Genomic DNA, 15,919 nt, shown 5'->3' with positions numbered 1-15,919 from the left:
CGAATTGACCCACACGGTTTCGGCCACATAAGTTCTGCATAAAGGCCCTGCTCATCGGCGCAGGCTGACCCGGTCCTTGGGGGACTCTGTGAACTGGTACCTGGACGTTCTGAAGAAGTACGCGGTATTCAGCGGCCGTGCGCGCCGCAAGGAGTACTGGATGTACTTCCTGCTCAACATGATCGTCGCCGCGGTTCTCCTCGGCATAGACCTCGCCGCGGGCACCAACGGCATCCTCTACGGCCTCTACCTGCTCGGCACGCTGGTGCCGTCGCTCGCCGTCGCCGTCCGCCGGCTCCACGACACCGGCCGCTCCGGCTGGATGATCCTCGTCGGCATCATCCCGCTCGTCGGCGGCATCATCCTGCTCGTCTTCCTCGCCAGCGAGGGCAAGCCGGAGAACAACGCCTACGGCGTGAACCCGAAGCTCGCCCCGGCCGTCTGACGCCCCCTTCGGCGCAGGCCCGGCTCCGCGGCCCCTGGGACCCCTGGTCCCGGGGGCCTCGTGCGTTCCCAGGGGCCTCGTGCGTTCCCGGGCGCCGGTCGTCCGCCAGTGACGGTTCGTAGCGTTTGCCGGGCGCGGATTGTGCACGGTGGCAGAGGACCGCGCTCCCGCCCGCCGCCTAGCGTCACCGGGACAGCACGTGCTGTACGAACGAGGGGCGGTACCGGTGAACTGGCTCATCCACGACTACCGCGAGAGCGATCTCGCCGCGGTCGTCCACCTGATCGACACCACGGCCGAACTCGGACAGGAGTCCGTCTTCTCGCTCGCCGAGTGCATCGGCGCGCTCACCTCCCGGCAGCCCGCCGTCGTCGCCGTCCACCAGGGCGTGCCCATCGGGGCGGCGCTCGCCTGCGTCGCCGGCGAGCGGGCCTGGGTGATGCGGATCGCGATCCAGCCGGCCTGGCGGGGACGCGGACTCGCCAGCGCGCTGCTCGTGGAGCTGGAGCGGCGCCTGCTCGCGGCCCGGGTCGGCCGCATCGCGTACGTGCTGCCGGAGGAGGAACTGCACGGCGAGGGGCTCCTGAACGCGGGCTACACGCGGCAGCCCGCCGTCGCGTACTTCGAGAAGGTCGAACCGCTGCACGGCCCGGCGGCGAGCCTGCTCGAGGACCTCGGCGGCCGGTTCCTGCCCAGCGACCTGTGGGCCAAGGTCGCCGGCATGGAGGCCGAGAAGGACCTGATCGAGCGGCGTGTCGTGCTCCCGCTGGCCGAGCCGGAGCGCGCGGCGCGGCACGGGGTGCGGCCGCCGCGCGCGGTGGGTCTGTTCGGCCCGCCCGGGACCGGCAAGACGACCTTCGCACGTGGCATCGCCTCCCGGCTCGGCTGGCCGTTCGTGGAGATCCTGCCCTCGCGCCTCGCCGACGAGGGCAACCTGGCGGCGGCGCTGCGCAGCGCGTTCGCGCGGATCGCCGAGCTGGAGCGGGTGCTGGTCTTCATCGACGAGGTCGAGGAGATCGCGCCGGTGCGCTCGGAGCCGGCGCAGCCGGGCGGCATGCACGGCGTGACCAACGAACTGCTCAAGCTGATACCGGGTTTCCGCGAGGGCGACGAGCGGTTGCTGGTCTGCGCGACCAACTCGATCCGTTCCCTGGACCCGGCGTTCCTGCGCCCCGGCCGCTTCGACTACCTGATCCCGATCGGCACGCCGGACAAGGCCGCCCGTGCGGCGATCTGGTCCCGGTACACCGACGGCCGGCCGGACGTGGACGTGGACGAACTGGTCTCCGCGAGCGACCTGTTCACCCCCGCCGACATCGAGCACGCGGCTCGGATCGCGGCCCAGACCTCCTTCGAGCGGGACCTCGCCGCGGCCGGCGACCCGGCCCCCGGCGCGACCACTGCCGACTACCTGGCGGCGATCGCCCAGTGCCGTCCGACGGTGACCCCGGAGATGATCACCCAGTTCGAGTCGGACATCACCACGCACGCACGGTTCTGAACGTACGACCGCCGTGCGTACCGGGTCCGTAGGGTGGCGTCATGGACACGTTCGAGGGGCTCCCGGTCATGACGTTCACGGATCGCGCCGGTCTGGAGGCCTGGCTGGAGAAGCACGCAGGCGACTCGACGGGGGCGTGGCTGAGGATCGCCAGGAAGGGATCCGACGCGACGTCGCTGCCCCTCGTCGAGACGCTGGACTGCATGCTCTGCTTCGGCTGGATCGACGGGCAGCGCCGGTCCGGGGACGAGCGGTACTACCTGCAGAAGTACACCCCACGGCGGCCGCGCGCCCTCTGGTCGCAGGTGAACGTGCGCAAGGTCGAGGCGCTGGACGCGGCCGGGCGGATGCGGGAGCGGGGCCTCGCGGAGGTGCGGGCCGCGCAGGCGGACGGCCGGTGGGCGGCCGCGTACCCGTCCCAGCGGGAGGCCACCGTGCCGGACGATCTGGCCGGGGCGCTGGCGGCCGACGATCGGGCCCGGGCCTCCTTCGAGGGCCTCGGGCGGACCGACCAGTACCTGGTGATCCTGCGGCTCTGGCAGGCCCGGACGCCCGAGAACCGGGAGCAACGGCTGGAACGGATGATGGTCGCGCTGACGGAGGGCCGGAAGCCCGTCTGAGGACGGGGACCTCCGCCGGGCGTCAGCCGGCGGTGCGGTACAGGACCTGGTGGGCGTCCCACTCCACGAAGGACTCGACGTGCTCCAGGCCGACGGCCTCCAGGAGCCGGCGCGAGCGGGTGTTGGCCTCCTGGGTCACCGCGATCACCGTGGGCGAGCCGCCGCGCGCCCAGTCGACGGCCGCCGCCACCGCCTCGCGCGCGTAGCCCTGTCCCCAGTGCTCGGGCAGGAACTGGTACGACACCTCCGTCTCCCCGCGCCGCGCGTCCCACCCCAGGGTGACGAGCCCGGTGATCAGCCCGTCGTCCGCGCGGGCCACCGCGAAGACCCCGCACGCGCCGACGCACCGCCGCTGCCTGATCCGCACCACGCTCTCGGCGACCGGTCCGCCCAGGTGCCGGCGTACCTCCGGGTCCGTCCACAGCCGCGTGACGGCCGGCACGTCGGCCCGTGCCACGGGCCGCAGCACGAGCCGCGCGGTGGTGAGCACGGCCGGCCAGGGCATGGGCACGGCGGACGGGGCCGAGGGCGCGGGAGCGGAGCACATGCCCCCGATGATGTCAGTCCCGCCCGGATCCGCGGCAGACCCGGCTCGCTGAGCGAGACGACGGGTGTGTCCCCCGGAGCGCGAGCGGTTCGGATGGGGAGCGCGCCCGGCGGGGCGGACGCGCCGACCTACCGGCCCGCACCGTACGGTCTGCGCGGCGGTCCCGGTCCGGTTCCGACCCGAGCGTCACCACGGGGATCTAGCCGGGCAGGCCGCCCGCCTTCTCGACGGCGGCGAGGACCGTGTCCCAGTCCCCGGGCATCGGCCCGTACGCCGTGTCCGGGGACGCGGTCGCGATGTCCTTGAACCCGCTGGACGTCGCGACGCATACGACCGGACCCTCGGCGTCGGCGGGGCCGTGGGCGCGCAGCCCGGCCAGTCCGGCGGCGGACGAGAGCTCGAACCACAGTCCCTGGGAGGCGAGTTCGTCGCGGGCGGCGGCCATCTGCGCGTCGGTGACGGTCAGCGCCGCGCCGTCGCTCGCCTCCAGGGCGACGACGCCCCGGTAGCTGCCGACGGCGCAGTCGATCGCGTACGCGTCGGTCGGCCCGACCGGAACCTGCGCGGCGTGCCGACCGGTCCGCATCGCCTCGGCGAGCGCGCCGGCCGCGGCGGGCTCGCAGGCGTACATCCGCGGGACGGAGCCGGCATGGCCGAGCTTGACCAGCTCGGTGAATCCCTTCGTCACCCCGAAGAGCAACTCGCCGTATCCGGTGGGCAGATAGACCGCGGCGGGCATCCGGCCCAGCTCGGCGAAGATCTCGTACGCGATCGTCTTGTACCCCTCCGGTCCGAAGGGGTGCCCGGTGTGCGCGGTCTCCGTCATGCTGCTGACGGCCTGGTACCCGAGTTCGGTCACCGTACGGCGCATCAGCGGGCGCACCGCCTCCAGCGGCACGGTGAGCACGGCCGCGCCGTAGGCGCGCAGGAACGACGCGACGGCGGGCGGCGCGTACGGGGACACGAACAGCACGCAGGGCAGCCCGGCGCGGGCGGCGTACGCGGCGGCGGACGCGCCGTGGTTGCCGGACGAGGAGGCCACGATGCCGCGCGCGCCGGACGCCACGGCGGCGCTGACGGCCACCCGGTTGAGCCGGTCCTTGTGACTCCAGGTCGGGTTGCGGGACTCGTCCTTCACGTACACGCCGTCGGACAGCCGGACCAGCGGAGTCCCGCCCTCGCCGAGACCGGGGGCGGCGAGCGGCGGCAGCAGCGGCGCCCACCGTTCGAGACCGCGCGGGGCCGTGAGGTCGCGGGCGGAGAACAGGTCGGCGGGCACGCGGTCGTACGCGTAGTCGACCTCCAGCGGGTACGCGACCTCGTCGGTCGACGTCACCGGGCAGCCCGCCGTCAGCGGCGGCCACAGCGGGTGGCGGACGGCGTGGTCGGCGAGGGAGCGCTGCGTGGTGGCGAGCGAGGTCATGCGGGTTCCTCTCCTGGGATGCGTTCCAGCCTGCGCTGGATCGCCTGCAGGGCCCCGGCCCTGCGCCCCGGCACCTGGCGCCGCAGCTCGACCAGTTCGGGCGCGAGCGCGCGCGCCCTCGCCTCCGGGACCTGCTCCCATTGATGATGCGCGCGGTCGACCGCGCCCTCGACGTCGGGGTGCCCGAGGTCCTGCCACTGCCCGATCCGGGCGCGGGCGGCGGCGATCCACAGCTCACAGCTGCGGGCGGGCTCGCCCGCGAGGCGCGCGAGGTCGGCGCGGACCTCCAGCCAGTGGATCGCCTCGCCGGACCCCGCGCCGTGCCGGCGCAGCGCGTCCAGTTCCCACGCGGCCGCCGCCGCGGCCGCCTCGGTGTGCCGCCCGGCCTGCGCGGCGGCCAGGATCCCGGGATGCGGATCACCCTGTCCCGGGGCCACGACGACGGCCATCGGCGCGGGCTCCGGCTCCACCGCCTCGGCGCCACCGCGCCAGCCGCGGGCCACCGCCCGGACCTTCCCCCAGGCGCCGCGAGCGGCATCCCCGGCAGGCCGGGGCGCACCCACAGCGGGCGGCGCGTCGGGAAGGGGCGGCACGCCGGCGGCGTCCGGATCCGCTTCCCGAGCCTCGGGGACAACGGCTGCGGGAGCCACCGACGGGGGCGGAGGCGCCGCGGCCTCGACCACGTCGTCCGGCACAGGCGGCTCGACCCTGTCCTCCTGCGCAGGAGGCGCGACCGGGACGGGCGGCGGTACGGGCGCGACCGGGACGGGCGCAGGCGGCGGTACGGGCGCGGGCGCCTCCGGCTCCTCCTCGCGCGCCTCCGACACCTCGACCGGCTCACCGTCGTCGGACGAGGACAGCGACCGCGGCATCGGGAACTCCGGCGCCACGGGCTCGCCCTGGACCTCCTGCGCCTCCTCCTCGAAAACCACCGGAGCCACCTCCGCAGCCGACACAGGCTCCTCCTGCGGCAGTTGCTCCGGCCGCGGGAACGAGGTCCCGGTCGTCCACGCGTCGTCCGGCGGCTCGTACAGGTGCGACAGCAGGATCACCGGGTCGACGGCCGTGCGGGCCGACGCCTGGGCGTGCAGGGACGGGAGCGCAGGGCGTTCGCCGGTGCGCCAGATCGTGGCGTAGGCGCGCAGGTAGTCCGGCGTCGACGGGCCCGCGCGACGGGCGGGTGGCGGGGTGATGCGGCCGAACAGCGAGGTACCCGAGGGCAGTTCGAGCAGCTCCGGGCGCTTCTCCAGCGCCCGCCACGCGTCCGCGTCGGCGACCAGGTCCGCCACCACCGTCGTGGTCCCGGGCCGGCGCTCCTTCAGGGCGTCGGCCAGCCAGTGCCACGGCAGCGCCGTGTACCGCAGGGTCGCCGTCGACGTGCGGGCGAGCGCCAGGTGCGGCAGGCCCTGCCGTTGGTCCATGTGGACCTGGCACGCGAGGTACACCGCGAGCCGCCCCGCTCCGGCCGCCGTCGCTGCCGCGCGCAGCCGGGTCAGTACGGTCTGCGGCTCGACGGGATCGGCGAGTTCGACGACCGTGGCGACCTCCGTCCCCGCGAGCGCCCCCGGCGGCACCGCCGCGAGCGCCGGCAGAACCGACGTCGCGTCGACGATCCGCCCCCGTCCGGCCGGCGCCGCCGCGAGCAGCACCACCGTGCCCCGGCCCTGTTCCTCGATCACTGCATCCACCACACCTGCACCGTAGCGCCCGCCGCCCCCTCGACAGTGCTTCCTGAAGTCGTCCGCGTGGCCGATATCCGGTGAGCCTTTGACATATGCCGGAAGCACCACCGGATCGAGTGTTGCCAAACGCCTTACGGCTTCTCCCGGCCTGTGCGACAGTCTTAGCCGGTCCTCTCTCTCCAAGACCCGGCCGTGCCGCCTGTATCGGAGTACCACATGCCGTCCCATCTGTCCGCGGACCGATCCGCGCAGCCCCCGGAGCCCGGCACGGTGGACGCGTTGATCTCCCGGACGCGCCGCCTGCGTGGTGATGTGGACGCTGTGCGCCGGGACGCGACGACGGACGAGGACGACCCGCAGGGCCGCTGGCAGCGCGCCCTCTGCGATCTGGCCGTGCATCAGCTCGACGACCTCGGCGCCCACCTGGGCCAGCTGAAGGCCGGACTCCCGGACGAGCTGCCGCCGTTCCGCGGTGGCGAGACGACGGCCGGAACCCAGGCCTCCCCCGCGTACCCCGCCCTGATGCCATCCCCGCGCACGGTCGCGACCGGCCCCTCCGCGCCCCGTACGGGCTCCCTCCTCAGCCGGGTCGGCAGCGCCGAGTGGAACCTGCTCACCGACGAGGTCAGCTGGTCCGCGGAGCTGTACCAGATCTTCGGCCGCGCTCCCGGGACCGGGCCGATGTCGCTCGACGAGCTGCCGTCCGTGGTGTTCGCCGAGGACCAGCCGCTGCTCCAGAGCATGGTGACGGGCTGTCTCATCGACGGCCGTCCGATCGACGGCGAGTTCCGTGTCGTGCGCCCCGACGGCGTCGTCCGCACCGTGCACATGATGGGCGAGCCGGTCCTCGACACCGACGGCTGCACGGCCTCCATGTGGGCCGTCTTACGCGACGTCAGCGAGCTGCGCCGCAGCGAGCGGGCGGTCCGCGAGACCCGAGACTCCTTCCAGCGGCGGCGCCAGATCGAGCGCACCGAACGCCGCGTGGCCGTCGAGCTGCAGGAGGCGGTGCTGCCGCCGTGGCGCGGCTCGCTGCGCTTCGCGCACGAGGGCCCGGCCCCGCTGGACGTGGCCGGTCACTATCTCCCCGCCGCGACGACCGGTCTGATCGGCGGGGACTGGTACGACGCGCTCGCGCTCCCGGACGGGGACGCGCTGCTCACCGTCGGCGACCTCACCGGCCACGGCGTCTCCGCCACGTCCACGATGGCCATGGTGCTCGGCGCGGTGCGCGGCATGGCGGTGGCCGGGGTCGGCCCGCGTGATCTCATGGGCCATCTGAACCGGCTCCTCCAGACGGCCGCGCAGCCGGCCCTCGGCAGCGCGATGTGCTGCCGCTACGACCCGGTGGACCAGACGCTGACCTGGGCGCAGGCCGGACACCCCGCCCCCCTGCTGTTCCGCGGGGGGACGGGGCGGGCGCTCGAGCGGCCGGAGGGCGTCCTCCTCGGGGCGACGCCGGGCGGCGCGTACGAGGAGGCCCGGGTGCGGTTGCTCCCCGGCGACGTGCTGCTGCTGCACACGGACGGACTGACCCGCGGCAGCCTGGACGACGACTCGGGTACGCGACGCCTGCTGGGCCTTGCACCACGGCTGGCCGGGGCGCGGGACGCGCGGGAGTGCGTACGGACGGTGGTGGAGGAGTTCGGCGAGTCCCCGCGTGAGGACGACGCCTGCGTGATGGCGGTGCGAGTGGGGCGCTGAACGGCGCGCGGACCGTGGCGGCGACCGCCGCCGTACCACCGGCGGCTGCCGTACCGACGGCCGCTTTCGTACTGCTGACCGCTCTCGTTCCGGGGCGCTCCGGTGCTGCCGGATTGCCCCTTTCACCTGTGCGTCTCTCTGATCCGCCGGGCGTACTCAGATCTGCCGGTTCCCCGGCTTCCGCGCCGCCGGGTTGTTCGGCAGGGCGAGCTCGATCTCCTCCCGGAGGTCCTGGATCTTCGTGTAGTCGGAGTACTGCCCGGTCAGCCGGTACATCTCACGGAGCCGGTCCCAGGTCCGGTGCGACGAGGTCTCCCCCATCGACACCAGCGCCAACCGCGCGTACCGGTCGGCCTGTTCGGGGTCGTCCGCGATGAAGCAGGCGGAGGCCAGCGAGATGTAGTCGAAGAGCATGGACCGCTGCCGGCCGCTCTCCCGGAGTTCCAGCGCGAGCTTGGCGTGCCGCTGCGCGGGAACGGCCGCCGCCGGATCGTGATCCGCCAGCGTCCGGTAGGCGAGCGCCTGCATCCCGTGCAGGTCGGCCTCGTCGAACATCTGCATCCAACTGGGCGGCGGCACGTCGCCCTTGTCGGAGACGAACAGGTCCTCGGCCTCGCCGAGGGTGCGCTTCATCGCCTGGCCGCGCCCCATGGACGCCTGTGCCCAGGCCTCGATGGTGTGCAGCATGGCCCGGGTGCGGGGCAGCATCTCCTCGCCGGAGCCCGACTTGGCGAGCTGCATCAGGTCGAGCGCGTCGTCGGGACGGCCCAGGTGGACCATCTGACGGGCCGCGCGGGAGAGCGCCTCGCCGGCCCTCGGCCGGTCGCCGCCCTCGCGCGCCGCGTGCGCGGCGATGACGAAGTACTTCTGGGCGGTGGGTTCGAGGCCGACGTCGTGGGACATCCAGCCGGCCAGGACGGCCAAATTGGCGGCTACGCCCCACAGGCGCCGCTGGAGGTGGTCGGGGTGGTGGTAGGCGAGCATGCCGCCCACCTCGTTCAGCTGGCCCACCACTGCCTTGCGCTGCAGCCCGCCACCGCGGGCCGCGTCCCAGGCGCGGAAGACCTCCACGGAGCGCTCCAGTGCGTCGATCTCCTGCGACCCGATGGGGGCGGCCTCGTAGCGGTCGAACCCAGCGGGGTCGGCGTGCAGGGGATCGAGGACACGGGGGGCGTCCTTGGCGAGTGCGGGGTCGGCGTGGAGCCAGTCGTGCATGGCGCTGCTGAGTGCGGAGCCGGCGGCGAGCGCGGCGCCCGCGCCCACCAGGCCGCGTCGGTTGAGCATGAGGTCCATTCCCGTGAATTCGGTGAGGACCGCTGCCGTACGCTCGGGCGCCCAGGGCAACCCGTCAGGGTTGTCGGTTTTCCTGACGTTACGCTGTTTTCCGGCGCGCCCGTGTCGTACGAACCCGAGGTCCTCGATGGTCACGACACGGCCGAGTCGCTCAGTGAACAGGGCTGCCAGCACGCGGGGTACGGGATCGCGCGGGGTCTCCCCCATGTCGATCCAGCGCCGGACCCGGGAGGTGTCGGTCGCCAGCTGCGGATGACCCATGGCCGCCGCCTGCCGGTTCACGAGCCTCGCGAGCTCGCCCTTGGACCAGCCGGCGAGGCCGAAGAGGTCTGCCAGGCGGGTGTTGGTGTGTCCTGTCACGTCTAAGCCCCCAGGTTCTCGGCTGAGTTGACAGTAGCCCCATGGCATAGGGCTGGCGACTATTCGCCAGGCTTCGCCAGGGCACGCCCGATGTTCCGCCATGGCGCGGCGGGTGTCAGGTAGGAACGCGCCACCCCGCCCCGGCAACCGGCCCTCATTCCCCAGGGTGCGGACCGGAGGTCGGGCGGGGCGACGCACGCGACTCGTCGGCACACGAAGGGATCTGTTTCGCCCATGTACACAGCATCGTCCTCCGTGTCCGCCCCGCCCCGGCCGCAGCACCGTTCCGTCCCGGTCGGCAGCGGACCGTATCTCGCTCCCGTTCAGGCGGGCCGGGCCCGGCGGCGGCCGGGGACGGCGCCACAGCCCCTCAGCGGGAGAATCGACCTGTCGGGCCCCCAGGGAGCCCAGGTACGGATGGCGATCGCCGCCGTCCACCGGATCTGCCCCGAGTTCAACGCGGTCCAGGTGCTGCGCCGCAGCGGTCGTTCCGTCCTGATCGTCGGGACAACCGGACGCACCACGGCGGTCGCCAAGTGTTTACTGGACCACTCGCCGGCCTGGACCGAGCGGTTCAGGCACGAAATAGCTTCCTACCGCGCCTTCGTCCGGCACCGCCCGCCGGTGCGCGCACCGCGGCTGATCGCCGCCGACCCGGACAACTGCGTACTGGTCATCGAGCGGATGCCGGGACGGGCCGCGGCCCTGACCCGGCACCCCGTGGAGGCCCCGCCGCGCGCCGACGTGCGCGCCGCGCTCGGGGCGATCGCCCGGCTCAACGCCTGGCGGCCGCCGGCCGGGACCTTCGACGCGCCGCTCGACTACGCGTCCCGCATCTCCCGCTACCACGAGCTGGGTCTGTTCACCGACCGGGACCGCGACGACCTGCAGAAGCTGCTGCACGGCCTGGCGCACGCCGGCGGCAGGCAGGGCATGGGGCAGTTCTGTCACGGTGACGCCCTGCTGTCGAACATCCTGCTGTCGCCGACCGGCCCGGTCCTGGTCGACTGGGAGCACGCGGGCTGGTACCTGCCGGGCTACGACCTGGCGACGCTGTGGGCCGTCCTCGGCGACGCGCCCCTGGCGCGGCGGCAGATCAGTCAACTGGCGCAGCAGGCGGGCCCGGACTCGCGGGACGCGTTCCTGGTGAACCTGATGATCGTGCTGACCCGGGAGATCCGCACGTACGAGACGGCGGTGCAGCGGACCATCCGCGAGGCCCCGCCGGCCGGTTCGACGCCGATGCCCTCGGGTGCCGTGTCGACGGGTGAGGAGCAGCGGCTGCTGTTGCGGCGGCTGCACGACGACTGCGCGCTGGCCCGTCGGGCCGTGCGCGCCGCGGTCGGGACGCGTTAGCGAGACACGCGTTCCCTCCGCGGACGAGGGGGAAGTGCGCTGTGCGCCCGGTGCCGACACACCGGGCGCACGGCGCACTGTCATGTGCCGGCATTGGTCCATTCCACTGACGCGTCGCAGGTCCACGCACGGCGAAACTGCCTGGCCCGAGGGGTGATTGACGGATCGTCGGGAAGTCGCTACCCCTGTACGGGTCCGGCACCGCACGCCCCTTCGTCCCCCCTCGTACCTGGAGGCCGCCTTGCCCAGTCCGGCGTCGCGCAGACGTGTCCATCGAGCGGCGGGGGCGATGGCGTCCGCCGCTCTGCTGCTTCCGCTCCTGTCCTCCGGCCCCGCCGCGACCGCCGAGGAGCCGCCGTCGTCGGGCGCGCTGCAGCGTGACTTCGCGGCGGCGGCCGAGCGGTACGGGGTGCCGCAGAACGTGCTGCTGGCGGTGTCGTACCTGCAGTCGCGCTGGGACACGCACGGCGGCGCGCCGAGCGTGACCGGCGGCTACGGTCCGATGCACCTGACCGATGCCCGTACGGCGCTGGCCGAGGCGGCGCACCACTCGGACGGCGAGGAGGACGCGCGCGGCGACGACTCCCGCGCGGCGCGCCTGGCCACCGAGGCCGCGCTGCCCGAGGCCGCCGAACTCCCGGCCCGGCTGCGCACCCTGGAGCGGGCGGCGGAGCTGTCCGGGCTGTCCGCGGAGGAGCTGCGGACCAGCCCCGCGGCGAACATCCAGGGTGGCGCGGCGCTGCTCGCGGCGGCCCAGCGGGAGTCGGGGCGGCCGGCGAGCGACGATCCGGCGGACTGGTTCGGCGCGGTGGCACGCTACTCGGGCGCGGACGACACGGCGACGGCGACGACGTACGCGAACGACGTCTTCGACGTGATCCGGACCGGCGAGCGGCGGACCACGGACAGCGGCCAGACGGTGGCCCTCGCGCCCGCGCCCGACGTGGCCCCCGACACCGGTCAGGCCGCGACGCTGGGGCTGCGGACGGCCGACAAGGGGCTGACCGAGTGCCCGCCGACGGTGGCGTGCGAGTGGATCCCGGCGCCGTACGAGGAGTTCGGCGACGGGGACTACGGCAACCACGACAAGGCGAACCGCCCGATCTCGCAGCAGATCGACTACATCGTCGTCCACGACACCGAGGCGTCCTGGGACGTCACGCTCAAGCTGGTGCAGGACCCGACGTACGTGTCCTGGCAGTACTCGCTGCGTTCCTCGGACGGGCACATCGCGCAGCACCTGTCGCTGAAGGACGTCGGCTGGCACGCGGGCAACTGGTTCGTGAACGCCAAGTCGGTGGGCCTGGAGCACGAGGGCTTCCTGACAGCGCCGGACTCCTGGTACACGGAGGCGATGTACCGGACCTCGGCGCGTCTGGTGCGGTACCTGGCCGCCCGGTACGACATCCCGATCGACCGGCAGCACATCCTCGGGCACGACACCGTCCCCGGCACGACGACCGCGACGATCCGGGGCATGCACACCGACCCGGGCCCGTACTGGGACTGGGCGCACTACTTCCGGCTGCTGGGCCGGCCGATCACGCCGAGCGCGGGGCCGGACGCCGGCGTGGTGACGATCCGCCCGGAGTACGCGGCGCACCAGCCGGTGTACACGGGCTGCGTGAAGGCCGGTGAGGCCTGCGCTCCGCACGGCAGCGGCGCGGTGCGGCTGCACACCGGGCCGAGCGAGTCCGCGCCGCTGGTGAAGGACATCGGGCTCCGCCCGGGCGGCCAGGACTCGACGACCGGGGTGAACGACACCGGGGCGCGGGCGTCCACGGGCCAGCAGTTCGCGGTCGCGGAGCGGCGGGGCGACTGGACGGCGGTCTGGTACCTCGGCCAGAAGGCCTGGTTCCACAATCCGAAGGAGCAGCCGACGGCGGTGAACGCGCGCGGACCGGTGCTGACTCCGCGGGCGGGCCTGGCGGAGGTCCCGGTGTACGGCAGGGCCTACCCGGAGGCGGCCGCGTACCCGGCGGGCGTGCCGGTCCAGGCCGTGTCGCCGCTGCCGTACAAGCTGCTCGCGGGGCAGCGGTACGTGGTGGGCGACCGGACCCCCGGGGAGTACTACTTCGCCCCGGTGTTCGATACGACCGGGCACCGGGTGGTGCGCGGCCAGGAGGAGTACTACGAGATCCAGTTCGGGCACCGCGTGGCCTTCGTGAAGGCCGCTGACGTGCGGATCCTCCAGGACTGACGGAGCAGCCGGAAGGGCGCCGGGGGTCGGTCCGATCCCCGGCGCCCTTTGCCGTACACACGTCGCCGATATGACTAATGCGGGCTTCGCGTGGGCCGCACGAGGGACGGGTAAAGCTGGGCCGGAAGATCGCCTCCTACACCGAAAGGCCCCGCTGGCCATGGCACAGCCCTTCGTTCTGCCGGATTTCTACGTCCCGTATCCGGCACGGCTCAATCCCCACCTGGAGGAGGCCCGCAGGCACACCAAGGAGTGGGCGCGGGCGATGGGGATGGTGGAGGGGTCCGGCATCTGGGAGGAGAGCGACCTCGACTCCCACGACTACGCCCTGCTGTGCTCGTACACCCACCCGGACTGCGACGCGGAGGCGCTGTCGCTGGTCACGGACTGGTACGTGTGGGTCTTCTTCTTCGACGACCACTTCCTGGAGATCTTCAAGCGCACCCAGGACCGGCCCGCCGGCAAGGCGTACCTGGACCGGCTGCCGCTGTTCATGCCCACCGACCTGATGGCGGAGATGCCGGAGCCGACCAATCCGGTGGAGGCCGGTCTGGCCGACCTGTGGCGGCGCACCGTGCCCGCGATGTCCGAGGGGTGGCGGGAACGCTTCGCCGAGGCCACCGAGGCGCTGCTGTACGAATCGCTCTGGGAGCTCGACAACATCAACGAGGGTCGCATCGCCAACCCCGTCGAGTACATCGAGATGCGCCGCAAGGTCGGCGGCGCGCCGTGGTCGGCCGGTCTGGTGGAGTACGCGGCGGGCGCCGAGGTGCCGGCCCAGGTCGCGCACTCCCGGCCGCTGCGCGTGCTGCGGGACGCCTTCTCCGACGCGGTGCACCTGCGCAACGACCTGTTCTCGTACCAGCGGGAGGTCGAGGAGGAGGGCGAGAACAGCAACGGCGTGCTGGTCCTGGAGAAGTTCCTCGGCTGCGCCACCCAGGAGGCGGCCGAGGCCGTCAACGACCTCCTCACCTCGCGTCTGCAGCAGTTCGAGAACACCGCGCTGACCGAGGTCCCCGGGCTCTGCCTGGAGAAGGGGCTGAGGCCCGAGGAGTGCGCGGCGGTGGCGGCGTACACGAAGGGGCTGCAGGACTGGCAGTCCGGCGGCCACGAGTGGCACCTGCGCTCCAGCCGGTACATGAACGAGGGCGTGGACATCGGCCCTTCGCGGCTCGACGGGGTGCTCGGCACGTCCGCGCTCGACATCAGGTCGCTGTTCGGCCGCCAGGCCGCGTCCCGGCTGCGCTCGCTCACCCATGTGCCGCACCAGAAGGTCGGGCCCTCGTTGCTGCCCGACTTCGACCTGCCGTACCCGCTGTCGCTGAGCCCCCACCACGAGGAGGCGAAGCGGCTGTCGCTCGACTGGGCCGAGCGGTTCGGCCTGCTCGAGGACATCTGGGACCGGAAAATGTGCGCGGGCTTCGACTTCGCCCTGTGCTCGGCCGGCCTCGACCCGGACGCCGGCCTGGAGGAGCTGGAGCTCAGCGCCGAGTGGCTGACCTGGGGCACGTACGGGGACGACTACTACCCGGTGGTGTTCGGCCGGGCGAAGAACCTCGTGGGCGCCCGGGACTTCACCGAACGACTCAAGTCCTGCATGCCGTTGGAGGACCCGGCGGCCGGACTCGCGTACGCCGTCGCGCCGTTGGAGCGCTCGCTGGCCGACCTGTGGGCGCGCACGGCCGGTCCGATGAGCGCCTGGGGCCGGACGCAGTTGCGTGCCGCCCTCGACGCGATGCTCGACAGCTGGATGTGGGAGCTGCACAACATGGCGCAGCACCGGGTGCCCGACCCGGTGGACTACATCGAGATGCGGCGCACCACCTTCGGCTCCGAGCTGACGATGCTGCTGAGCCGGCTGCGGCACGCGGACGCACTGCCCGAGGAGATCTATCGCACGGGCACCGTGCGTGCCCTGGAGAACTCGGTCTCCGACTACGCGACCCTCCTCAACGACCTCTTCTCGTACCAGAAGGAGATCGAGGTCGAGGGCGAGGTGCACAACGGCGTCCTGGTGCTGCAGAAGTTCTTCGACTGCGACTACCCGACGGCGGTGTCGATGGTCGACGATCTGATGCGCGGCCGGCTGCGCCAGTACGAGCACCTGAAGGAGTACGAAGTGCCCATGCTGTACGAGGACTTCGGACTGGACGAGGAGGGCAGGGCGGCCTTCGAGGCGTATCTGCGGGAGCTGGAGGACTGGCTGGCCGGCATCCTCAACTGGCATCGGACGGTGCGCCGTTACGGAGTCGAGGACGTCCATGCGGGCAGCGGGACCCCGTTGCTCCGCCAGGGGCCGACGGGCCTCGGCACGTCGGCGGCCCGGTTCGCCTCGCTGGTCACCTCGCGGGGGTGACGCGGAAGGCCGCCCCCGGGGAGCCGGGGGCGGCCTTCGTCACGCGTCTCAGGAGGTGCGGCCGCGGAGCTGGTCCAGTTCGCGCCGGTCGCGCTTGGTGGGGCGGCCTGCGCCGCGGTCGCGGACCGCGGCGATCGCCACGTGCTCGCGCGGGGGCGGAGGCGGGCTGTTGTCGACGTACGCCTCTGCGGCGACCGGCGGGCCGACCCGCTTGACGAGCAGCTGCTTGACCTCGACGATCCGCTCGCGCCCGCCGTGGAAGAGCCGGACCTCGTCACCGGGCTTGACCGGCTGGGCGGGCTTGGCGCGCTCGCCGTTCACCTTGACGTGCCCGGCGCGGCAGGCCGCGGCGGCCTGCGAGCGGGTCTTGGTCAGACGTACGGCCCAGATCCAGCTGTCGACCCGTGCGCTCATCGGCCCCCGCCCCTCTCG

The 15,919-nt window shown here is 73.1% G+C and carries 12 protein-coding genes; 7 read left to right on the top strand and 5 right to left on the bottom strand.

Annotated elements, in window-relative coordinates; genetic code table 11:
- The first annotated feature begins 88 nt into the window (after positions 1–88).
- From R2D22_RS34595 to R2D22_RS34585, 3 genes are all read left to right on the top strand, one after another.
- A complete protein-coding gene (locus tag R2D22_RS34595; protein ID WP_318109177.1) occupies positions 89–445 on the top strand; it encodes a DUF805 domain-containing protein in 357 nt (118 codons plus the stop codon).
- A gap of 226 nt (positions 446–671) precedes the next feature.
- Complete coding sequence (locus R2D22_RS34590; protein ID WP_318109176.1) at positions 672–1,946, top strand: ATP-binding protein; 1,275 nt, start codon at positions 672–674, stop codon at positions 1,944–1,946.
- A gap of 41 nt (positions 1,947–1,987) precedes the next feature.
- Positions 1,988–2,566, top strand: coding sequence for a YdeI/OmpD-associated family protein (locus R2D22_RS34585; protein WP_318109174.1), 579 nt, complete (start codon positions 1,988–1,990; stop codon positions 2,564–2,566).
- A 22-nt stretch (positions 2,567–2,588) separates the two neighbouring features.
- Here R2D22_RS34585 and R2D22_RS34580 read toward each other — a convergent pair whose 3' ends face one another.
- From R2D22_RS34580 to R2D22_RS34570, 3 genes are all read right to left on the bottom strand, one after another.
- Entirely contained in the window at positions 2,589–3,113 is a 525-nt protein-coding gene (locus R2D22_RS34580; protein WP_318109173.1) for a GNAT family N-acetyltransferase, read from the bottom strand.
- A gap of 199 nt (positions 3,114–3,312) precedes the next feature.
- Positions 3,313–4,536, bottom strand: a complete 1,224-nt coding sequence (locus R2D22_RS34575) for a threonine synthase (RefSeq protein WP_318109172.1) — start codon at positions 4,534–4,536, stop codon at positions 3,313–3,315.
- A complete protein-coding gene (locus R2D22_RS34570) occupies positions 4,533–6,227 on the bottom strand; it encodes a hypothetical protein (protein ID WP_318109171.1) in 1,695 nt (564 codons plus the stop codon). Before R2D22_RS34570 ends, R2D22_RS34575 begins: the two co-directional genes overlap by 4 nt.
- 207 nt (positions 6,228–6,434) lie before the next feature.
- Between R2D22_RS34570 and R2D22_RS34565 the strand changes: the two genes are divergently transcribed.
- Positions 6,435–7,922, top strand: a complete 1,488-nt coding sequence (locus R2D22_RS34565; RefSeq protein WP_318109169.1) for a PP2C family protein-serine/threonine phosphatase — start codon at positions 6,435–6,437, stop codon at positions 7,920–7,922.
- 156 nt (positions 7,923–8,078) lie between these two features.
- Here the strand turns inward: R2D22_RS34565 and R2D22_RS34560 are convergent, their stop codons facing one another.
- Entirely contained in the window at positions 8,079–9,575 is a 1,497-nt protein-coding gene (locus tag R2D22_RS34560) for a DNA-binding protein NsdB (protein WP_318109167.1), read from the bottom strand.
- 234 nt (positions 9,576–9,809) lie between these two features.
- On the opposite strand from R2D22_RS34560, the gene R2D22_RS34555 reads away from it, so the two are divergent.
- The 3 genes from R2D22_RS34555 (at position 9,810) to R2D22_RS34545 (ending at position 15,487) form a co-directional block, all read left to right on the top strand.
- Entirely contained in the window at positions 9,810–10,931 is a 1,122-nt protein-coding gene (locus tag R2D22_RS34555) for an aminoglycoside phosphotransferase family protein (RefSeq protein ID WP_318109166.1), read from the top strand.
- A 289-nt stretch (positions 10,932–11,220) separates the two neighbouring features.
- Positions 11,221–13,131 carry an N-acetylmuramoyl-L-alanine amidase gene (locus R2D22_RS34550; protein ID WP_318109165.1) on the top strand — a complete coding sequence of 637 codons (1,911 nt, stop codon included), beginning with the start codon at positions 11,221–11,223 and terminating at the stop codon, positions 13,129–13,131.
- Between the two features lie 160 nt (positions 13,132–13,291).
- Positions 13,292–15,487 (top strand): terpene synthase family protein, encoded by a 2,196-nt coding sequence (locus tag R2D22_RS34545; RefSeq protein WP_318109164.1) that lies wholly within the window; start codon positions 13,292–13,294, stop codon positions 15,485–15,487.
- A gap of 48 nt (positions 15,488–15,535) precedes the next feature.
- Here R2D22_RS34545 and R2D22_RS34540 read toward each other — a convergent pair whose 3' ends face one another.
- The gene (locus tag R2D22_RS34540; protein WP_318109162.1) at positions 15,536–15,901 is read right to left on the bottom strand and encodes an RNA-binding S4 domain-containing protein; all 366 of its coding nucleotides are present in this window, start codon (positions 15,899–15,901) and stop codon (positions 15,536–15,538) included.
- Between the last annotated feature and the right edge of the window lie 18 nt (positions 15,902–15,919).

The sequence above is a fragment of the Streptomyces sp. HUAS YS2 genome (genome assembly GCF_033343995.1).
In the GTDB taxonomy this organism is placed as follows: Bacteria; Actinomycetota; Actinomycetes; order Streptomycetales; family Streptomycetaceae; genus Streptomyces; species Streptomyces solicathayae.
Note: the sequence above shows the minus strand (reverse complement) of the source record. Positions and strands in the feature narration are given on the sequence as shown.

What these genes read in the sequence shown, in the direction of transcription:
- R2D22_RS34575 (WP_318109172.1), bottom strand. Translation starts at nt 4,536, where the DNA reads ATGACCTCGCTCGCCACCACGCAGCGCTCCCTCGCCGACCACGCCGTC.
- R2D22_RS34545 (WP_318109164.1), top strand. Translation starts at nt 13,292, where the DNA reads ATGGCACAGCCCTTCGTTCTGCCGGATTTCTACGTCCCGTATCCGGCA.
- R2D22_RS34550 (WP_318109165.1), top strand. Translation starts at nt 11,221, where the DNA reads ATGGCGTCCGCCGCTCTGCTGCTTCCGCTCCTGTCCTCCGGCCCCGCC.
- R2D22_RS34580 (WP_318109173.1), bottom strand. Translation starts at nt 3,113, where the DNA reads ATGTGCTCCGCTCCCGCGCCCTCGGCCCCGTCCGCCGTGCCCATGCCC.
- R2D22_RS34585 (WP_318109174.1), top strand. Translation starts at nt 1,988, where the DNA reads ATGGACACGTTCGAGGGGCTCCCGGTCATGACGTTCACGGATCGCGCC.
- R2D22_RS34565 (WP_318109169.1), top strand. Translation starts at nt 6,435, where the DNA reads ATGCCGTCCCATCTGTCCGCGGACCGATCCGCGCAGCCCCCGGAGCCC.
- R2D22_RS34555 (WP_318109166.1), top strand. Translation starts at nt 9,810, where the DNA reads ATGTACACAGCATCGTCCTCCGTGTCCGCCCCGCCCCGGCCGCAGCAC.
- R2D22_RS34540 (WP_318109162.1), bottom strand. Translation starts at nt 15,901, where the DNA reads ATGAGCGCACGGGTCGACAGCTGGATCTGGGCCGTACGTCTGACCAAG.